The sequence below is a fragment of the Streptomyces sp. NPDC048415 genome, assembly GCF_040651675.1.
GTDB lineage: Bacteria > Actinomycetota > Actinomycetes > Streptomycetales > Streptomycetaceae > Streptomyces.
Window position 1 is genome coordinate 1 of the sequence record NZ_JBEZKJ010000012.1, and the last position, 15,478, is coordinate 15,478.

Here is a 15,478-nt window from a genome sequence, read left to right on the forward strand (position 1 = left end):
AACCACCACGCGCACGCTGACACGGTGGGCGCTCTCAACGTTCTACGGGCCGGGCTGGCCCGTCGCGACGCCAACCCGGCATAGCGAGAAGCCCCGCCCTTCAGGGCGGGGAGGAGTCACGTTCCGGGTTTGACGCGACGGTCCACGGCTACCCGCGCTGTGTGACGACGACGACTTCCCAACAGGAGCTCTTCCGGTTCCTGGAGGACCGCTTCGCCTGCGCTCAGGCCTGCACCGAGTGTGCACGGGCGTGTGCGCTGCGCGCGAGCCTCATGGATCCGGACGGGCCGAAGGAACAGGACCTCGTACGACGCAAGGGCATCATGTGCGCGGAAGTGTGCGACGCGACCTGCCGTGTGCTGTCCGAGCAGCTCCAGCAGGACGAGAGCGGTATCCGCGTCCAGGTGGAGTGGTGCCGTGCCGTGTGCCTGGAGTCCGCGCATGTCTTCGACCGGTACCCCGGTGCGGAGGACGGGGCGAAGGCATGCCGTGAATGCGCCCAGGTGTGCACGGATTTTCTCGCCACTCTGCGCTGACGGGTTCCCGGACCGGCAGTCACCGCTCCACCGGTGATGTCAACGGCATTCCCAATTTCTGAAACACGTTCTACGGTGTGCGCCGTCAGCTCGGCCTTGGGGAGCCAGGAGGCGCCGTGCATCTCGAATACACGCCGGAGCAGCAGCGGCTGCGCACCGAACTGCGCGGCTACTTCGCCCAGTTGGTGCCCGACAACGCCTACGCCCGGTACGCGGACCCGGCCGCGCAGAAGCGGTTCTACCGCGACACCATCCGCCGACTCGGCACGGACGGCTGGCTGGGCGTCGGCTGGCCCAAGGAGTACGGCGGGCGCGGGCTGAGTCCCATGGAGCAGTTCATCTTCTTCGACGAGGCCGCCCAGGCGGCCGTACCCCTGCCGCTGATGGCGCTGAACACGGTCGGCCCGACGATCATGCAGTTCGGCACCGAGGAGCAGAAGGGCTACTTCCTGCCCCTGATCGTCTCCGGTGAGATCGACTTCGCGATCGGCTACAGCGAGCCCGACGCGGGCACCGACCTGGCCGCGCTCAAGACCAAGGCCGTGCGTGAGGGCGACGAGGCCACCGGCCATTACACGGTGAACGGGCAGAAGATCTGGACGACCAACGGCGACACCGCCGACTGGGTGTGGCTCGCCGTCCGCACCGACCCGGACGCCCCGCCGCACAAGGGCATCACCATGCTCCTGGTGCCGACCTCCGACCCCGGCTACTCGTGCACGATCATCAACACCCTCGCCTCGCACGACACCACGGCGAGCTACTACGAGGACATCCGCGTCCCCGTCTCGCGCCGGGTCGGCGAGGAGAACAAGGGCTGGCGGCTGATCACCAATCAGCTCAACCACGAGCGCGTCACGCTCGCCGCGCACGGCACCATGGCGATCCGCGCCCTGCACGACGTCCAGCGCTGGGCGATGGAGACCAAGCTCGCCGATGGCCGACGCGTCGTCGACCTGCCGTGGGTGCGCCGCCTGCTCGCGCGGACCCACACCAAGCTCGACGCCATGAAACTCCTCAACTGGCAGATGGTGAACGCCGTCCAGGAAGGCACGCTGACTCCGCAGGACGCCTCCGCCGTCAAGGTCTACGGCTCCGAGGCGCGCCGGGACGCGTACGCCTGGCTGATGGAGGTCGTCGCCGCCCCCGGCGTCCTCAAGGAAGGCTCCGCGGGCGCGGTCCTGCACGGCGAACTCGAGCGCGGCTACCGGTCGGCGGTGATTTTCACCTTCGGTGGCGGGAACAACGAGATCCAGCGCGAAATCATCTCGTGGATCGGTCTGGGGATGCCGCGGGTACGGCGTTAGCCTGCTGGTGTGGAGGCCTTCCAGGCGAGTGACCCAGGGCTGTTCGGTCCCGACTCGGTGACCTGGCAGATGCACCGTCAGGGGGCCCCAAACTTCGGCATACTCGCGGACATGACGCAGGACGATGTACAGCGTGCCCGCGAGTACCGGCGGCTGTCGGACGCCAAGGGCGGCACGAGCATTGAGGACCAGGGCGCCGACAACGGGGATGCGGCCGACGACCAGGGCTGGGAGCTCGGCGAGCCCTACGTCGACGACGGCCTGAGTGCGAGCCGCTACGCAAGGAAGCGCCGCGACGACTTCGACCAGCTCGTCGAGGACCTGAAGAGCGGACCCACCGGACGTGAGAGCCGCTTCGGAGCCGACATCCTGATGCTGTGGGAGTCCTCCCGGGGATCCCGCCGTGTCGGCGAGTGGGTGTCGTTCATCGAGCTGTGCGAGGAGAAGGGCGTACGGATCTGGGTCACCACCCACGAGCGTCTGTACGACCCCGCCAACGGCCGTGACCGCAAAGCCCTCATCGATGACGCCGTCGACAGCGAGTACGAGTCGTACAAGACGCACCGCCGCGTCTCCCGCACCACCCCGAAGGAGGCCCGGAAGGGCCGTCCGCACGGCGAGGCACCGTACGGGCTGAAGCCCGTCTACAACGAGCGGACAGGCAAGCTGGTCACCTGGGTTGAGGACACGACGCGCAGCATCGTCCCCCGCGAGCTGTTCCGGATGCTGGAGGCCGGCCACGCTGTCAACGACATCGAGCGCAAGTTCCGCAAGCGCGGCTTCACCAACCGCAGCGGTCGCCCGTTCACCCACGGCCACCTGCGCCGCATGGCGGTCATGCACTCGTACGCAGGCCTGCGGCACCACAACGGCAAGGTGTACGACGGGGTGTGGGACGGTCTCGTGACGCCCGAGCGGTTCTGGAACGTCTACCGACGCGTCACCGACCCCGGCCGGGTCACCTACCGCGGCGGGGGAGCGCGCCACGTTCTGACGGCCGCGCTGATGTGCAGCCGCTGCGACATCCACCCGAGCGTGAGGCAGCAGGGAGACCGGCAGCCCGTCTACCGGTGCAAGCGATGCGGAATGAAGATCCAGAAAGCAGCGGTCGACGACCTGCTCATCGGCAGCGAGATCGAGGATCGCAACGGCAGGATGAAGCCCCGGCCGGGCGTGCTGCTGGAGTACCTGGCCCGTGACGACATCTACGACCTGTTCGCTCGCCCGGCCGGGGACGGCGAGGAACTGGGCCTCGTGCGTGCACGGTTGGCCCAAGCGCGAACAGAGCGGCAGGAATTCCGGCAGGCGACGGCCAAGAACGTGTCCCAGGCACTAGTCATCGCCAACTCGCTGGAGGAGAAGGAGAAAGAGATCCAGGCGCTCGAGGACCGGGAACGGGAGCTCACCGTGCCGTCCTCGGTGCTCAGCATCATCCGGCCGGGCACTGATGTGTGGCAGTCCTGGCACGAAGCGCCCATCAGCGCCCGCCGGGAAGTGGCGCGGACCTTCATGCGGCCGGATCTGCTCGGCCGTCCCTACATCTTGCCCACCCAGGCGCGCGGGCGGTACCAGCCGATCGCTGAGCGCATCGAGTGGCGTCACTGAAGGGCGCCGCCCGCAGAAGCGCCGGCGCGGCGCGGCCCGCAAGGGGCCACGCCGCGGAGTGGTCAGTGGCCGAGGCACAGGGGCAGTTGGGGGAGTGCCTGTGCGTCCGGGCAGAGGACGACCGTGGGTGTGCTGGTGGTGTCGCTGGCTGACGGTGGCGGTTGAAGCGTGGGGTCGCCTGTCGGCGTAGCCGATGACGTACCCGGTGGGACCGGCGAGGCCGGGGGAGACACGCTCGCGGACGGACGGCCCGTAGGTAACGGCGATGTCGTGACGGTCTCGGCATCGCCCGCCGGCGTCCGCGGCCCGAAGCGGCTCGAGTGCGATTTCGCAAGCCCAGGATGCGCCATTGAAGGGTCAGCCTCCGGCAGGCTTGGTGCCGAGCTGAGGGTGTGGGGAAGTGCATCGTCAGGCAGGCCGGGGAGACTCCCGTCCGGCGTGGCTATCAGCGCGGCAACCGCCGCCGCTGCCGCGAAAGCGGCCGTCCCTGCTGCTGCCATGTGCCGCTGATGACGGCGGCCCTTGACGAATGCGGCGAAGTTCCCGCCGCGGTACAGGGACAGGTGGCGTTTGCGGCGTACCGGAAATTCCGCTGGAAAAGTCTTCTGTGCGTCCTCCCTTTCGGTCAGGTTGACCTCCGCGCGGGACCTTCCCATGGCGCGGAGTATGCGTTCACAGTCGCGCTCGACGCGTAGCTGAGTGAGCTGCCAGCTGAGTTGCCTCAGCCGCCGGAAGAGCAGATACACGATCAGAGCACTGGCGCCGAGTGCGCACGCGAGAATGATCACCATGATCCTCATCCCCTACGAGCAGCACGCGGTTGAAATAGATGTGTGATGCAGGAGTAGAGAGTGCGTCAATGTTGGACTACCTATGACGCATAAATGCGGATCGTGACCAGCCCGTGACCTAGCTCTGGGGAAGGCCTAACTAGGCGCTACGATCACCATTTTGACGGCCCGTCGGCTCCTTGGGTGTGTCGTCGTCTGCGTCCGACTCCAGCTCCTCTGCCAGCGTCCTGAGCAGGAGCGCCTTTTCCCTCTTGGAGCGCGGCCGCTCGTCCAGCGCCTTCAGGATCAATTCGACCTGGTACTGGGGGAGTTCGGCGAGGACGTTACGGTCCGGCTTCAGGGGCTGGGGCGCGGTGGCGGAGCGCTCCATCTCGCGCAGGATCTCGACCGCTTGCTCCCGGCCGGTTTCGGTCAGGCGGTCGGCGCTGATGCCGAGGGTGTGGCACATCTGGGCGAGGGTTGAGTCCGGCGCGATGACGGGGGTGTTCGAGTCCTTGCGCCAGCCGCGCTCGATCTGGCGCCATCTGCTGCCTGAGAACTTGATCTCCATGCGTGCGGCCGCCGCCTCCGGGCTGAGGCCGGCTGCTTCCCGCACGAGGCGGATCAGCGTTGCCTCTGCCGGCGGTGGGGGTGTCGCCGGTGCTCCCATGACCGTCTCTCCCCTCCCCTACGTGTTGGACTTTCTTGGACTGTACCGGACCCATTCGTCCCTATGACTAGGGCTCCACACACAACCTGCACACACGGAACGGAGCTCGGTGAGCTCCAGTACAAGACTTGAAGGGCAAGTCAAAAAAAGTGAGAGTCGCTCGCTCGTAAAAGCTTGTACTGTCAGAGCCAGTCACATACAGTCTGGTACATGAGAACTCCCGTAGATCCCAAGCGGCTTAGGCGACGCCGGGTGGAGGCGGGTCTGAGTCAGAACGCACTCGCACTCCAGGTCGGCGTCACCAAGCAACTGGTGTCCGCTGTGAGCCTCGGCAAGGCGAACTTCTCCCCGCAGACCCTGAAGAAGGTCGCGGAGGTGCTCGGCTGCGAGATCGCCGACCTGGTCCCCGAGGACGACGACGAATTCGAGGCCCTGAGCCGCGGGACGGCCGCGTCATGACCGACACCGAGCGCGCCGCCTACATCCGCAGCGTCGTCGACAGCGCACCGTGCCCCAGCGCCGAGGACGCAGACCGAGTGCGGGCGCTCCTGCCGCTGCGCGGCTGCACCGTCACACGGCGCCGACGCGTCCGCGGCAAAGCGGCCTGATGCGCTTCCTGTTCAACGCCGTCTGCGGCTGGGTGTGCGACGCCTGCGGCCACCGCAACCCAGTCCTGCGGATGGCCTGCCGCCGGTGCCGTACGGCCAGACCGCTCGGCTCCTGAAACGCACTGAGGGCCCGCCAGACGCCCCTGGCGAGCCCTCGGCCCACCCGCCCATCACCTTGAGAGGAAGTAGGTGGACCCGATGCGAACCAGCATCGCACACACCGACCGACCGCCGGCCCTGTCGGCGTTCGTTCCCCCGCTCGACATCGCCCGCGAACAGGCGCGCCGGACCCTCCGCGAGGCCAACGCCCTCGACATGGACACCGCCGACTCGATCACCGTCGCCGGCGAGTTCGGCGCGCTGCGCGAAACGCTCCGTCAGGTTCTCGCCGCGCTCGACGTCGACGATGCCAAGGCGGCGCCCGACCCGCAGGACCGCCCCGAGACGATGACCGTCCGGGTCTGCGACCGGGGTTCCGGACGCGACTACGTCGGCGTCACCATCCGCACGATCACCATCCCCGCGGTCTGCCCTGTCTGCGGCGGCCCGCGCGGCGTGGACACTCTGCGCAGCGAGCGCCTCCCCGAGGACGGCGAGTCGTACACGGTCTCCCGCTGGGACAACCCCTGCGGGCACGTCGACCTTTACGCCGACGTACTCCGCGAGGCCCGCGCGTACTCGGGAAGCGGAGACCGCCGTGCCTGAGCCGCTGTCCACCGAGTACCTGGCCCGCACCCAGAAGGTCATCCTCAGTCTGCCGAAGGGCCCTTGGGAGGTCGAGCCCAGCGAGCACGGCCTGCCCGACCAGGTCGGCCCGATCTGCTTCCTGGAGACGTGGTCCGACAGGGAACGAGTGCCTGTCGTCGAGTTCATCGCCTTCGCCCGCGAGGCCCTTCCCAGGTACTTCGGTGAAGTCGCACGCCTCACGGACCAGGTGCGCGTGCTCGAGCGACGCATCCGCGTCCTGCAGAGTGCGCAGGCTGGTGTCCGCCATGTCTGACTCCCGTGCCTTCCCCTGGGCCGTCGAGCTCGACGCCGACCAACTCGCCGCCTTTATCGAGGACTTGTGGGGCGCCGCCTCAGGCGACAGCGACCTCGACACGCTCGCCGCGATCGAGACGATCATCGCCGAACACCGCCCCGAGGACGTCCAGACAGCCCCCTGCCCGCTCAAAGAGCGCGAGCTGGACGTACTCAGGCGGCTCGCCAACGGCCAGACGTACCAGAGCATCAGCGCCGAGCTGCACATTGCGCTGAGCACAGTCCGCCGTACCTGCACCGACATCTACCACCGGATCGGCGCGACGAACCAGGTTCAGGCGGCAGCCATCGCCGGTCAGCAGGGATGGTTGCCCGATCTGCGCACGCCCCGCTTTTCCCCGGAGCTCCCGGGGACCAAAAGCCCTCGGGCCTGGCAGGCCTACTACCGCGAATGTGTCCAGCAGATGCGTGAGCAGCCCGGCGTGAAGGTGCGGATCGGCCCGTACGGCACGTACAGCGGCGCACACAACGCGGCCTGGCGGATCAATAAGGGCCTGCTGAAAGAGGTTCAGCCGGCAGGGGCCTTCTCCGCCTCCGCTGTTGTTGACGGCCACGGCCAGTGGGTCGTCCTCGGCTGCTACCTCGGCGACCCCACTGACACGACGGAGACCACGTCATGACCCCCACGACTCATGCCGTCATCGCCGCGGACGGCGAACTCACCCACCACCACGGCGAACCCGACTGGGACACGCTCGTCGGCGTCGAAGGCAAGGCTCGCGTCAACCTGCCCCGCCTCCTCGTGGCTGGCTGGGTCAACGACGTCGGTCTGCGGTATCCGGACCGGTTCCCGCGCAACATCACCGGCTCATGTGTGCTCGCCGCGCTCGGAGCGCCCTTGCAGCCGTACGCCGGACCGGTCGTCTTCACCGGCTGGCACCCGGACAACACTGCGCTCGGCCTGCTGGAGATCTGCTCTCTGCCGGAGCCCGTCGACGTGCTGGACACCGTGCACGGCGACGTCCTCAAGGCCCTCGCCGGGCAGACGCCGCGCGATCTGTCCCCGAGCTGGGCCGAGCAGATGCGCGAGATCGCCGAGCACGTTCGCACTGCTCCCACTCCCACGCTGACCGTGCGGACGGTGAAGCGGTGAACGACCTCCACTGCCGTCTCGCCTCCTATCAGCGCAAAGCCAGAAAGCCGTGATGACCACCCGCCCGGCGTCAAAGCCGACCGTCGCCGCCCTCGGGAGGCCGGCCACCGCGGTAGCCAAGGCAGCCGAGGAGCCACACCGTTCGGCTCCGGTGACTCTGCCTGCGCCGGGCGGGGTCCCGACTACCCGTACGGCGTCAAAGCCGTCCTCCTACGCCGCACCAACGGCAGCAGAGGAAGCCAAGGCAGGAGAGGGACCTTCATACCGTTCCGTCCCGCAGACCCTGCCTGCGCCGTACGGGCCCACTCACCCCCGCAGGCATACCGGCGGACACCCCCGAGATGTACCGCCCGTACGGCGCGCGCATCCAGCGCACGCCCTCGGAAGGATGACGATGCCCGACAACACCACTGCCCGCGAGGGTGATGAGCAGCAGGCCGCCGAGTTCCGAGCGGCCGTCGCCCGCGCACTGGCCGCAGAGGGCCGACGTGCCTTTACGTCCGAGACCTACACCAGGGAGGGCATGTTCGCTGCACTCCGCGAGATCAGACGCAGCCAGGACGGAGACCCGCACGTCGAATTCATCGGTCAGGTGGCGCGCTTGCTGGCCGTCGACATCGCCGGAGTGGTCGACGTCGCCCCGAAAGACATCGCCAGCGTCCTGATGGCGGCTGGGGGAGCGGTCGGCGTGCTCGCCGAGCTACACGGTCTGCGAGGGACGACGGTGTCCGGCGTTCTCCAGTACGCCGCCGACGAGCTCGACCTGCAGGCGAAGGCCGGTGAGCAGTCGTGAGCCAGGACTACGAAGACTTCGCTCTGCGGATGCTGGAGGCACGCGGATTCAAGGGCATCCGAGCCGACGAGTGGTCCCAGCAGAGGGCACTCGACCACCTTCGGGAGCAGCGACGCCGCTATGCCAGCGACCCCGGCGTGCAGAGGAAGGGAAGGCTCGGCGCGATTCTCGCCCAGCAGCTCGCCGAACAGACCGGCGTCGCCGCTGCGGACATCGCCGCTGTACTCCTCAACGCGGGCGCCAAGATCGCCTCACTCGTCATGCTGCCCGGGCTCGACGTGCCGGACGTCGGTGAGATCTTGCAGTGCGCCGGCGACGACCTCGACAGGCAGGCGCGCGGCGGTGAGACGTCGTGACCCAGCCCGCCTTCCACATCACCGTGCACGGCACGCCGGGCCCTCAGGGATCCAAGACCCGCAACGCGGCCGGTGCCCTCTATGAGTCGTCCGCCAAGGTCAAGCCGTGGCGCGAGGCGGTCAAGCACGCAGCCCTCGACGCCCTCGCCTACGACCAAGAGTGGAAACCGCTCAACGAGCCCGTGTGCGTCGACGTGACCTTCACGCTCCAGCGACCGAAGAGCCACTACGGCACCGGCCGGAACGCGGGCCGGCTGAAGGCCTCCGCACCGGACTTTCCAACAAGCAAGCCCGACCTCGACAAGCTGATCCGTTCGACGCAGGACGCCCTGAAGGACGCGGGCGTGCTCGTCGACGACAGCGTCGTCGCCAGCCTGTCGTCCGGCAAACGGTTCGTGCTCACAGGGGCGGACGCCCTCCGCAATCCCGGCGCCGTCATCCGCGTCTGGCGTCTGAACAACCCCACCAAGGAGGCGTCATCGTGACGCAGTTGAAGTTCGACGCACGAGTCAGCGCGTCAGCACAGGAGGCGCTGGAGTCGCACGTCCGGCCGCTGTACGACCAGCCCGGCAGCCGCCGCATGGCCATCGTCGAGTTCGCTCACATCGAGCGGATCGAGCCCGCGCCCGGCACCGAGAAGGAGCCGAGCGTCAAGGTCCGCATCGTCGGCCTGGAGCTGCCGAACAAGGAGCAGGAGCCGGCCGTCCGCGAGGCGCAGCGCTTCCTCCACCTCCAGCGGACCGCCCGGGGAACCCTCGACGACGAAGGGCAGCTGGAGCTTTCCGAGTCCACGCTTCGCCTGACCGGCGGGATGCTCGCCTTCATCGAGACCGCCCGGCTCCGCGCGGGCCTCGCCCACTGGCGGGAGTACGCCCAGCGCCTGGTGCACGGACCGGATCTGACGGTCACAGAGGTCCGGCACGAGATGCAGGCACTCGCCGAAGGCCTCGGCGCCGTCCTCAACACCGCCCGCGACCACGACGACGACGCCTGAACCATACGGCGCTCATCGGGCGCCGATGACCCAACCCCACTGCCCCTGAAGGGAGGTGACCCCATGTCTCAGCGCGTCCGTGTTCCGCTGCGTGTCGTGGTCGGCTACTACGCCGACGCCGTGCTGCCCGTGTACGTGAAGATCGCGGGACTGTCCCGTCGGGAAAGCGGCTGTGAGGCTGGGGTCACCTACCTTTCGGGGCTGCTCGGCCTGTCCCGGTCGACCGTTGAGCGGGCCCTGACGCAGCTGATGCGCCCGGCACCCGACGACGACGTCGCCGAGGTCACCAGCTACCGGCGGACCCACCGCGGCGGCCGCGGGCACACCGCCGTACGCCGCGTCCGGGTGGCCGCGCGGGCAGAGCACGGGGCGTGGGTCCCCACCCGGGCCGCTGAAGCGCTCAGCCCACGCCAACTGCGTACGTACGCCGCGCTCGCATACGCCACCGCGACTGGGCACCACCTCACCCTCGCCGAACTGGGCCAGGTGCTACGGCACCGGTCCGGGCAGAAGGCCGGCGAGCCCCTCGACCCGCGGTCGGTGCGGCGCATCCTCACAGGCCTCGAAGACCTGGGATGGATCAGTGTGGACCGGAGGGCGGGATACCGCGGCCGCCACCTCTACACCGTCCACGACGAGCCAACCCACCAGACACTGACTGCGGACGCTGATGAGGGATCGGGTGCGGATCTTGGTGAGGGATCCCTCGCGTCTAAGGAAGACCACGAGACTGACTCACCCGATGATCCGCCCCGTGCCGCCTTGGACATCCGCCGTAGGCGAGAGCAGGTAGTAGCGCGAGGCCCTGTGGATAACCCGGACCGGGTTCCGCTTCCAGCCGTGCAGCGCCGCGCGTACACGGGGCCTGAGCTGACTCTCGCTCCGCGGATCTGGGAAGTCCTCGAGCCGGTGAAGGTGCTGCTGGCCGGGCTGTCGCCGTACGTCGTCCGGGAGGCGGCCCGGGAGATCGGCCGTCAGCTCAACGCGGGCGAAGACGGTGAACGGCTGCGGCAGCGGCTGGAGTTCCGGTTCGCGTCCACCGAGGACATCCGCAACGCGGGCCGGTGGCTGCTCAAGGCGGCCCTGAAGCCACCCGAGCGTCGCCCGTCCCGGTGCGGCCTCGCCGACTGCGACGGCGGTGTCATGCGCTACAGCGGCGCCCCGTGCAAGGCCTGCGCCGAGCTGACCTGCCATCCGCCGCCTAGGCCCCCCGAGCCGCTCGGGAGGCCGACGTGAGCGACGTGCCGTGCCCCGCGACGCACCAGCTGATCCAGCTCGCCGCAGCGACCCGCCCTGACTGGTCGACGGACCAGCTCCGCGACGTTCTCGCCCAGGCCCGGTGCGCGGACATGAGCTGGGGCCGCGTCCTGGTCGCCGTCGCCCAGCTGATCGCCGACCCCGACGCAGAACCCCCCGACCTGCTCGCGCAGGCCCCAGAGCCCTGGCGGCGCCGCCGCCAGCCCGCACCCGAGACAGCACAACGCGGGGCCGCCGCTGCACGCGCGGCCCTCCACCACTCCGAAACCGACTGAACCTGAAGGGAGGCGATGGCGATGACCGCAACCGTGCACATCAGCCGTCGCACGACCCCGCACCACCCGCTCACAGCGCTCCGCGCCCGCTGGGACGTCTTCCAGCTGCGCCACAACCCGCGCGTGCAGACCGTCACGTTCCAGCGCCTGCACGACACGCTGCCCCTCGACGACCCCGACCGGCACGCCATGGAATCCCCGGCCCTCGAGCGTGCCCTCCAGCAGCTCGCCGCCGACCACGGTGACCTGGTCACGCCCGCCGACGGCGGCACCCTGGCCCGCGACGCCGACCGCGAACAGAACCTGCTCGCCACCTGCGATGCCTGGTTCCGCGACAGCCACGGCCCCGAACACGCCTGGGATCCACGCACCGTCGCCTCGTACGACCGTCTGATGGCCGGCGTCCGCATCTGCTTCCACCCGGCAGGGGGTGCAGCGTGACGACGGCACTCGTGAGCCACAAGGCGCACGTTCTGACCCGCAAGCGTCTCTCGGAGCGGCTGCGTGAATTCGTGCTGCAGGTACCCGCCGAGGTCCGTCTCACGCCCGCGGCCTGGGGCGACGGCACTGCCTGGTGCGTCATGGTGCTCGGCTCTGACCGGCGGGAAATCCCGGCAGCCGGTCACACACGCCAGATCGCCCGTCTGATCCGGAAGGCGTTCCCCGAGGCCGACTGGACCCGCCCCCAGAACTATGCCCCGGCCACCGGAGTACTCACCGAGCACGTCATGCCGATGCCCCCGCAGACAGCCGGCCGAGCTCCCGGGATGCCCCTCCAGCCCCTGCCGCGCACCTGGACGGACCACAGCAGCATCGCCCGCACCGCACGGAAATGCCCGGGCCAATGGGTGTTCGTGCAGTCCTACGGATCCTTCGACTCGGGGCGCCGTGCGGCACAGCGCATCCGCAACGGGGAAGGCCGAAGGGGCGCTTACGCGCCGAGCGGCAGCTTCGAACCCGTGTGCACACCCTCGGCATCCGGCGCCACCGTCTGGGTGCGCTACACGGGCGCCCCTCGCGGCGGGAGCGAGCGGTGAATCCCCAGGACTACGCAGTCAGCGAGGCGCAGGCGGAGAACCGTCTTCTGCGTGAACTGGTGGCACAGCTCACCGATCGGCTCGACGACCTTCAGCGGGCCAACGAAGGCGCCTACCGGGAGCTCGCGGAGGCCACCGGCGGCGCCCGCTTCGACCCGAGCCAGCCCTTCCCGCCCGGGCCACCTCGCATGCTCGGCCAGCTGCCCCGGCCATGGCCGTCAAGGAGGACGCTGTGATCGGGTTCGTCTACCTCTCCTTCGGCATCGCCGGCACCGCGGCGTGCGCCTACTACGTCGCACCCGCTGCCCGAGGCCTTCACCGGCATGTCCTGCCCAAGTCGTCGCTCCGCGCAGATGCCGCCCGTCTCGACGCAGAGAACGCAAGCCTCGCCTGCGACATCGGGCACCTGCTCATTCAAGTGCAAGCCGCGAGGCGAGAGCGGGACGACAACGCCAAAGCCCTGCGCCAGGCGCTCGAGCGGATCGGCGACCTGGAGCAGCAGCTCGCCAACCACGACGAAACGCAGGCCGAGAACCTCCAGCTGAGCGCCGACCTCGCCAACGCCCGCGCCATGCGGCAGAAGCTCACCGGCCCCAGCCCCGCCGACGACGCGAGCGCCCTGCCCGACTACGCGCAGGAGTTCGCCAACCAGACCGCATCAGCGTGGCGCGCCAGCGCCTGACACAAACTCCGCCCGCCGCCCGGATGTCACCGGCCCGGCGGCGGGCGGCACCAACCCCAAGGAGAACCGCCCCATGCACCGACCCCTGACCCGCACCCGCGCCACCGTGGCGGCCGCCGCCGCACTGCTCACCCTCGGCCTGCTCGCCGGCTGCAACAAGAAAGCCGCCGAGCCCTTCAAGGACGCGCCCCGCTCCGGCCACGACAACGGCAGCGCAGCCGACTTGATCCGCATGCCCGACGGCTTCACCAACGCCGCCACCAAGTGCGACCACGGCAACCGGATCTACATCGCCTACCACGGCGACTCGTCGTACGCGTCCCTCGCGGTCGTGCGGAACGACCCCACCTGCAACTGAACCCGCTGCTCCAGCACAGGCACCAACAGCTCCGCACCAACACCCCAAGGAGAACAATCATGTTCGACCGATTCAAGAAGCCCGCACCCGCCCCGTCCCACACGACCGTGGCCGTACCCCCGCTCACCGGCGTCCCTGCCGGCCTCGTATCGCTGGCCAAGACCGCAGCCGTGTCGCTGGAGAAGTGCGGCCTGACCGGTCAGCGCGCCGCCGTCTACCTGGTGGTCGACCGCTCGTACTCCATGAAGGACTACTTCGCGAACGGCAGCGTGCAGCACCTCGCGGACCAGGTCCTCGGCCTGTCCGCGAACCTCGACGACGACAGCACCGTGCCTCTGGTGATGTTCGACAGCCGCCCGTACCCGGTCGTCGAGATCAGCCTCGACCGCTACGAAGGCGTCGTCGCCGAGCAGCACCGGATGCACGGCGGCGAGCCCACGATGGGCGGCACCCTGTACACGACGGCGATGACCACGGTCATCGAGCACTACCGCGACAGCTTTGCCACCGACCCCGCTCTCGTCATCTTCCAGACCGACGGGGACCCCCAGGACCAGGACGCGGCCCGGCTGCAGCTCGCCACCGCCTCCAAGCTGCCCATCTTCTGGAACTTCCTCGGCTTCGGCCGCAGCAAGGTCGCCTTCCTCAACCAGCTCGACAAAATGGGCGGCCGCCTCGTCGACAACGCCTCCTACTTCCACGCCGGAGCCGACCCGAAGGGTCTCGCCGACGCAACCGTCTACGACGGCATCACCAAGGAGTTCGGCGCCTGGCTGGCCGCCGCCCGGGCCAAGAACCTGCTGCCGTGAACGGCTGCCCGTACTGCGGTGAACCCTTCCCGTGCCTCAAGCACGGCGCCCGCTACACCACTTCGTCCACGGAGGAGACCATGCCTTCCACCCCGAACACGTCACTGCCCAGGTGACCGGCGGTGACCAGCTACAGCGGGCAGGTCCCCGATACGCACCGGCGCAGCCTCGACTGGCAGGAACAAGCGGCCTGCCACCACGACGGTGAGCTCTTCTTCGACCCTCGATTCGAGTACATGGCGCGCGCGATATGCAGCCGCTGCCCCGTCCGCGTCGAGTGCCTGGCAGCCGTCCTCGAAGCCGAGCGCGGAGAGTCCCGGGACCGCAGGCACGGCATCGTCGCCGGCCTCGGCCCCGGGGAGCGGTGGCGCATCGACCCTGAGGCCAACCGCAACGACCTCATCGCCTCCGAAGGCACCCCGCCCGCGTGCGGGACCTACCAGGCCCTGATGCGCCATTTCTCTCTGGGCGAGCCGGTCGATCCGGTCTGCCGCAGCGGCGACACGCGACGGCACGCGGCGTCTACCGACTCCAGGTCTCGCAGGAAGGCGCCCCCCAAGGCCGCCAAGGCCGTCAGGCCCGCACCCCAGAAACCCGCACTCAAGGATCCGGCACCCGTTACTCCGAAACCCGCACCAGCGAAGGCGAAGGCGCCGAAGCCATGCGTGCGCGGACGGACGCCGAAAGAGCGCCACGTGTACCGGCTGTGGTCGCAAGGCCTGTCCGACGTGGACATCGCCCGCCGTGCAGACCTGAGCACACCGGCCGTACGCCGCATCCGTGACGTCCTCGGCCTGCTCCCCAACCGACTGAAGGCGGCATCGTGACCACGCTCAGCACCATCGCCTTCGCGACAGCCCTGGTCGCGGTACTCGCCCTGGCCTTCAACGCCGGCGACTCCTGGTTCTGCGCGCTGATCGCCCTGGCCTGCCTGACCGGCGGCTGCGACGCCGTGTACCGAGGCCTGGACCTGTGGGCCTTCGTATTCCTCCTGTCCGGCACCGGGTTCACCGGAGCCGCCGTCCACGCCGCGATCAACAAGCCCCGCAGGCAACAGCCGAGATGACACCCAGTCAGATCTTCTCCGTGGCCGCGATCGGCGGTCTGGCCGCACTGATCGGCCTGATCGCCTTCGTCGCCCTCGCCGTGGCCTGCTACCACGCCGTCACCCGCATCCACGACCAGTACGAGGCGCGCCAAGAACGCCGCCGCCACCTCAAGACCTGCCGCGCCATCGACGAGCTCGGCACCACCGCACACCCCACCGACCAGTAAGGACCGTCACCT

Annotated in this window: 25 protein-coding genes; 24 read left to right on the forward strand and 1 reads right to left on the reverse strand. The window is 69.1% G+C overall.

The features are described 5' to 3' along the window. Positions 1–161 precede the first annotated feature (161 nt). From AB0D27_RS11090 to AB0D27_RS11100, 3 genes are all read left to right on the forward strand, one after another. Positions 162–536, forward strand: coding sequence for a ferredoxin (locus tag AB0D27_RS11090; protein ID WP_362505360.1), 375 nt, complete (start codon positions 162–164; stop codon positions 534–536). 116 nt (positions 537–652) lie between these two features. Further along, positions 653–1,843, forward strand: a complete 1,191-nt coding sequence (locus AB0D27_RS11095) for an acyl-CoA dehydrogenase family protein (RefSeq protein WP_362505363.1) — start codon at positions 653–655, stop codon at positions 1,841–1,843. Between the two features lie 111 nt (positions 1,844–1,954). After that, positions 1,955–3,448, forward strand: a complete 1,494-nt coding sequence (locus tag AB0D27_RS11100; protein ID WP_362505366.1) for a recombinase family protein — start codon at positions 1,955–1,957, stop codon at positions 3,446–3,448. A 930-nt stretch (positions 3,449–4,378) separates the two neighbouring features. Here AB0D27_RS11100 and AB0D27_RS11105 read toward each other — a convergent pair. Then, on the reverse strand, positions 4,379–4,888 hold the full coding sequence (locus AB0D27_RS11105) for a helix-turn-helix transcriptional regulator (protein ID WP_362505369.1): 510 nt from the start codon (positions 4,886–4,888) through the stop codon (positions 4,379–4,381). 210 nt (positions 4,889–5,098) lie between these two features. On the opposite strand from AB0D27_RS11105, the gene AB0D27_RS11110 reads away from it, so the two are divergent. From AB0D27_RS11110 to AB0D27_RS11210, 21 genes are all read left to right on the forward strand, one after another. Next, positions 5,099–5,347, forward strand: coding sequence for a helix-turn-helix transcriptional regulator (locus AB0D27_RS11110; protein ID WP_362505372.1), 249 nt, complete (start codon positions 5,099–5,101; stop codon positions 5,345–5,347). Then, the gene (locus AB0D27_RS11115; RefSeq protein WP_362505375.1) at positions 5,344–5,496 is read left to right on the forward strand and encodes a hypothetical protein; all 153 of its coding nucleotides are present in this window, start codon (positions 5,344–5,346) and stop codon (positions 5,494–5,496) included. Before AB0D27_RS11110 ends, AB0D27_RS11115 begins: the two co-directional genes overlap by 4 nt. A 198-nt stretch (positions 5,497–5,694) precedes the next feature. Then, complete coding sequence (locus AB0D27_RS11120; RefSeq protein ID WP_362505377.1) at positions 5,695–6,201, forward strand: hypothetical protein; 507 nt, start codon at positions 5,695–5,697, stop codon at positions 6,199–6,201. Continuing rightward, entirely contained in the window at positions 6,194–6,496 is a 303-nt protein-coding gene (locus AB0D27_RS11125) for a hypothetical protein (RefSeq protein ID WP_362505380.1), read from the forward strand. Before AB0D27_RS11120 ends, AB0D27_RS11125 begins: the two co-directional genes overlap by 8 nt. Then, positions 6,489–7,157: a LuxR C-terminal-related transcriptional regulator gene (locus AB0D27_RS11130; RefSeq protein WP_362505383.1), complete on the forward strand. Its 669-nt coding sequence runs from the start codon at positions 6,489–6,491 to the stop codon at positions 7,155–7,157. The genes AB0D27_RS11125 and AB0D27_RS11130 overlap by 8 nt, the downstream gene beginning before the upstream one ends. Continuing rightward, on the forward strand, positions 7,154–7,630 hold the full coding sequence (locus AB0D27_RS11135; RefSeq protein WP_362505386.1) for a hypothetical protein: 477 nt from the start codon (positions 7,154–7,156) through the stop codon (positions 7,628–7,630). The genes AB0D27_RS11130 and AB0D27_RS11135 overlap by 4 nt, the downstream gene beginning before the upstream one ends. A 394-nt stretch (positions 7,631–8,024) precedes the next feature. Next, entirely contained in the window at positions 8,025–8,423 is a 399-nt protein-coding gene (locus tag AB0D27_RS11140; RefSeq protein ID WP_362505388.1) for a hypothetical protein, read from the forward strand. Further along, on the forward strand, positions 8,420–8,779 hold the full coding sequence (locus AB0D27_RS11145; RefSeq protein WP_362505391.1) for a hypothetical protein: 360 nt from the start codon (positions 8,420–8,422) through the stop codon (positions 8,777–8,779). The genes AB0D27_RS11140 and AB0D27_RS11145 overlap by 4 nt, the downstream gene beginning before the upstream one ends. Beyond that, a complete protein-coding gene (locus AB0D27_RS11150) occupies positions 8,776–9,264 on the forward strand; it encodes a RusA family crossover junction endodeoxyribonuclease (RefSeq protein WP_362505394.1) in 489 nt (162 codons plus the stop codon). Before AB0D27_RS11145 ends, AB0D27_RS11150 begins: the two co-directional genes overlap by 4 nt. Further along, the gene (locus tag AB0D27_RS11155; protein WP_362505397.1) at positions 9,261–9,773 is read left to right on the forward strand and encodes a hypothetical protein; all 513 of its coding nucleotides are present in this window, start codon (positions 9,261–9,263) and stop codon (positions 9,771–9,773) included. Before AB0D27_RS11150 ends, AB0D27_RS11155 begins: the two co-directional genes overlap by 4 nt. A 63-nt stretch (positions 9,774–9,836) precedes the next feature. After that, entirely contained in the window at positions 9,837–11,009 is a 1,173-nt protein-coding gene (locus tag AB0D27_RS11160) for a hypothetical protein (RefSeq protein WP_362505399.1), read from the forward strand. After that, positions 11,006–11,305, forward strand: coding sequence for a hypothetical protein (locus tag AB0D27_RS11165; RefSeq protein WP_362505402.1), 300 nt, complete (start codon positions 11,006–11,008; stop codon positions 11,303–11,305). The genes AB0D27_RS11160 and AB0D27_RS11165 overlap by 4 nt, the downstream gene beginning before the upstream one ends. A 21-nt stretch (positions 11,306–11,326) precedes the next feature. Beyond that, positions 11,327–11,746 carry a hypothetical protein gene (locus AB0D27_RS11170; RefSeq protein ID WP_362505405.1) on the forward strand — a complete coding sequence of 140 codons (420 nt, stop codon included), beginning with the start codon at positions 11,327–11,329 and terminating at the stop codon, positions 11,744–11,746. Next, on the forward strand, positions 11,743–12,342 hold the full coding sequence (locus tag AB0D27_RS11175) for a hypothetical protein (RefSeq protein ID WP_362505407.1): 600 nt from the start codon (positions 11,743–11,745) through the stop codon (positions 12,340–12,342). Before AB0D27_RS11170 ends, AB0D27_RS11175 begins: the two co-directional genes overlap by 4 nt. Beyond that, the gene (locus AB0D27_RS11180) at positions 12,339–12,578 is read left to right on the forward strand and encodes a hypothetical protein (protein ID WP_362505409.1); all 240 of its coding nucleotides are present in this window, start codon (positions 12,339–12,341) and stop codon (positions 12,576–12,578) included. The genes AB0D27_RS11175 and AB0D27_RS11180 overlap by 4 nt, the downstream gene beginning before the upstream one ends. Then, positions 12,575–13,024, forward strand: a complete 450-nt coding sequence (locus AB0D27_RS11185; protein ID WP_362505412.1) for a hypothetical protein — start codon at positions 12,575–12,577, stop codon at positions 13,022–13,024. Before AB0D27_RS11180 ends, AB0D27_RS11185 begins: the two co-directional genes overlap by 4 nt. A 73-nt stretch (positions 13,025–13,097) precedes the next feature. Next, a complete protein-coding gene (locus AB0D27_RS11190; protein WP_362505415.1) occupies positions 13,098–13,382 on the forward strand; it encodes a hypothetical protein in 285 nt (94 codons plus the stop codon). Positions 13,383–13,441: 59 nt separating this feature from the next. Next, positions 13,442–14,191 carry a VWA domain-containing protein gene (locus AB0D27_RS11195; protein WP_362505418.1) on the forward strand — a complete coding sequence of 250 codons (750 nt, stop codon included), beginning with the start codon at positions 13,442–13,444 and terminating at the stop codon, positions 14,189–14,191. A gap of 122 nt (positions 14,192–14,313) precedes the next feature. Continuing rightward, on the forward strand, positions 14,314–15,018 hold the full coding sequence (locus AB0D27_RS11200) for a WhiB family transcriptional regulator (RefSeq protein WP_362505421.1): 705 nt from the start codon (positions 14,314–14,316) through the stop codon (positions 15,016–15,018). Further along, positions 15,015–15,257, forward strand: a complete 243-nt coding sequence (locus AB0D27_RS11205) for a hypothetical protein (protein ID WP_362505424.1) — start codon at positions 15,015–15,017, stop codon at positions 15,255–15,257. Before AB0D27_RS11200 ends, AB0D27_RS11205 begins: the two co-directional genes overlap by 4 nt. Next, positions 15,254–15,466, forward strand: coding sequence for a hypothetical protein (locus AB0D27_RS11210; RefSeq protein ID WP_362505427.1), 213 nt, complete (start codon positions 15,254–15,256; stop codon positions 15,464–15,466). Before AB0D27_RS11205 ends, AB0D27_RS11210 begins: the two co-directional genes overlap by 4 nt. Positions 15,467–15,478 lie beyond the last annotated feature (12 nt).

What these genes read in the sequence shown, in the direction of transcription:
- AB0D27_RS11100 (WP_362505366.1), top strand. Translation starts at nt 1,955, where the DNA reads ATGACGCAGGACGATGTACAGCGTGCCCGCGAGTACCGGCGGCTGTCG.
- AB0D27_RS11105 (WP_362505369.1), bottom strand. Translation starts at nt 4,888, where the DNA reads ATGGGAGCACCGGCGACACCCCCACCGCCGGCAGAGGCAACGCTGATC.
- AB0D27_RS11110 (WP_362505372.1), top strand. Translation starts at nt 5,099, where the DNA reads ATGAGAACTCCCGTAGATCCCAAGCGGCTTAGGCGACGCCGGGTGGAG.
- AB0D27_RS11115 (WP_362505375.1), top strand. Translation starts at nt 5,344, where the DNA reads ATGACCGACACCGAGCGCGCCGCCTACATCCGCAGCGTCGTCGACAGC.
- AB0D27_RS11120 (WP_362505377.1), top strand. Translation starts at nt 5,695, where the DNA reads ATGCGAACCAGCATCGCACACACCGACCGACCGCCGGCCCTGTCGGCG.
- AB0D27_RS11130 (WP_362505383.1), top strand. Translation starts at nt 6,489, where the DNA reads ATGTCTGACTCCCGTGCCTTCCCCTGGGCCGTCGAGCTCGACGCCGAC.
- AB0D27_RS11135 (WP_362505386.1), top strand. Translation starts at nt 7,154, where the DNA reads ATGACCCCCACGACTCATGCCGTCATCGCCGCGGACGGCGAACTCACC.
- AB0D27_RS11140 (WP_362505388.1), top strand. Translation starts at nt 8,025, where the DNA reads ATGCCCGACAACACCACTGCCCGCGAGGGTGATGAGCAGCAGGCCGCC.
- AB0D27_RS11160 (WP_362505399.1), top strand. Translation starts at nt 9,837, where the DNA reads ATGTCTCAGCGCGTCCGTGTTCCGCTGCGTGTCGTGGTCGGCTACTAC.
- AB0D27_RS11170 (WP_362505405.1), top strand. Translation starts at nt 11,327, where the DNA reads ATGACCGCAACCGTGCACATCAGCCGTCGCACGACCCCGCACCACCCG.
- AB0D27_RS11190 (WP_362505415.1), top strand. Translation starts at nt 13,098, where the DNA reads ATGCACCGACCCCTGACCCGCACCCGCGCCACCGTGGCGGCCGCCGCC.
- AB0D27_RS11195 (WP_362505418.1), top strand. Translation starts at nt 13,442, where the DNA reads ATGTTCGACCGATTCAAGAAGCCCGCACCCGCCCCGTCCCACACGACC.
- AB0D27_RS11210 (WP_362505427.1), top strand. Translation starts at nt 15,254, where the DNA reads ATGACACCCAGTCAGATCTTCTCCGTGGCCGCGATCGGCGGTCTGGCC.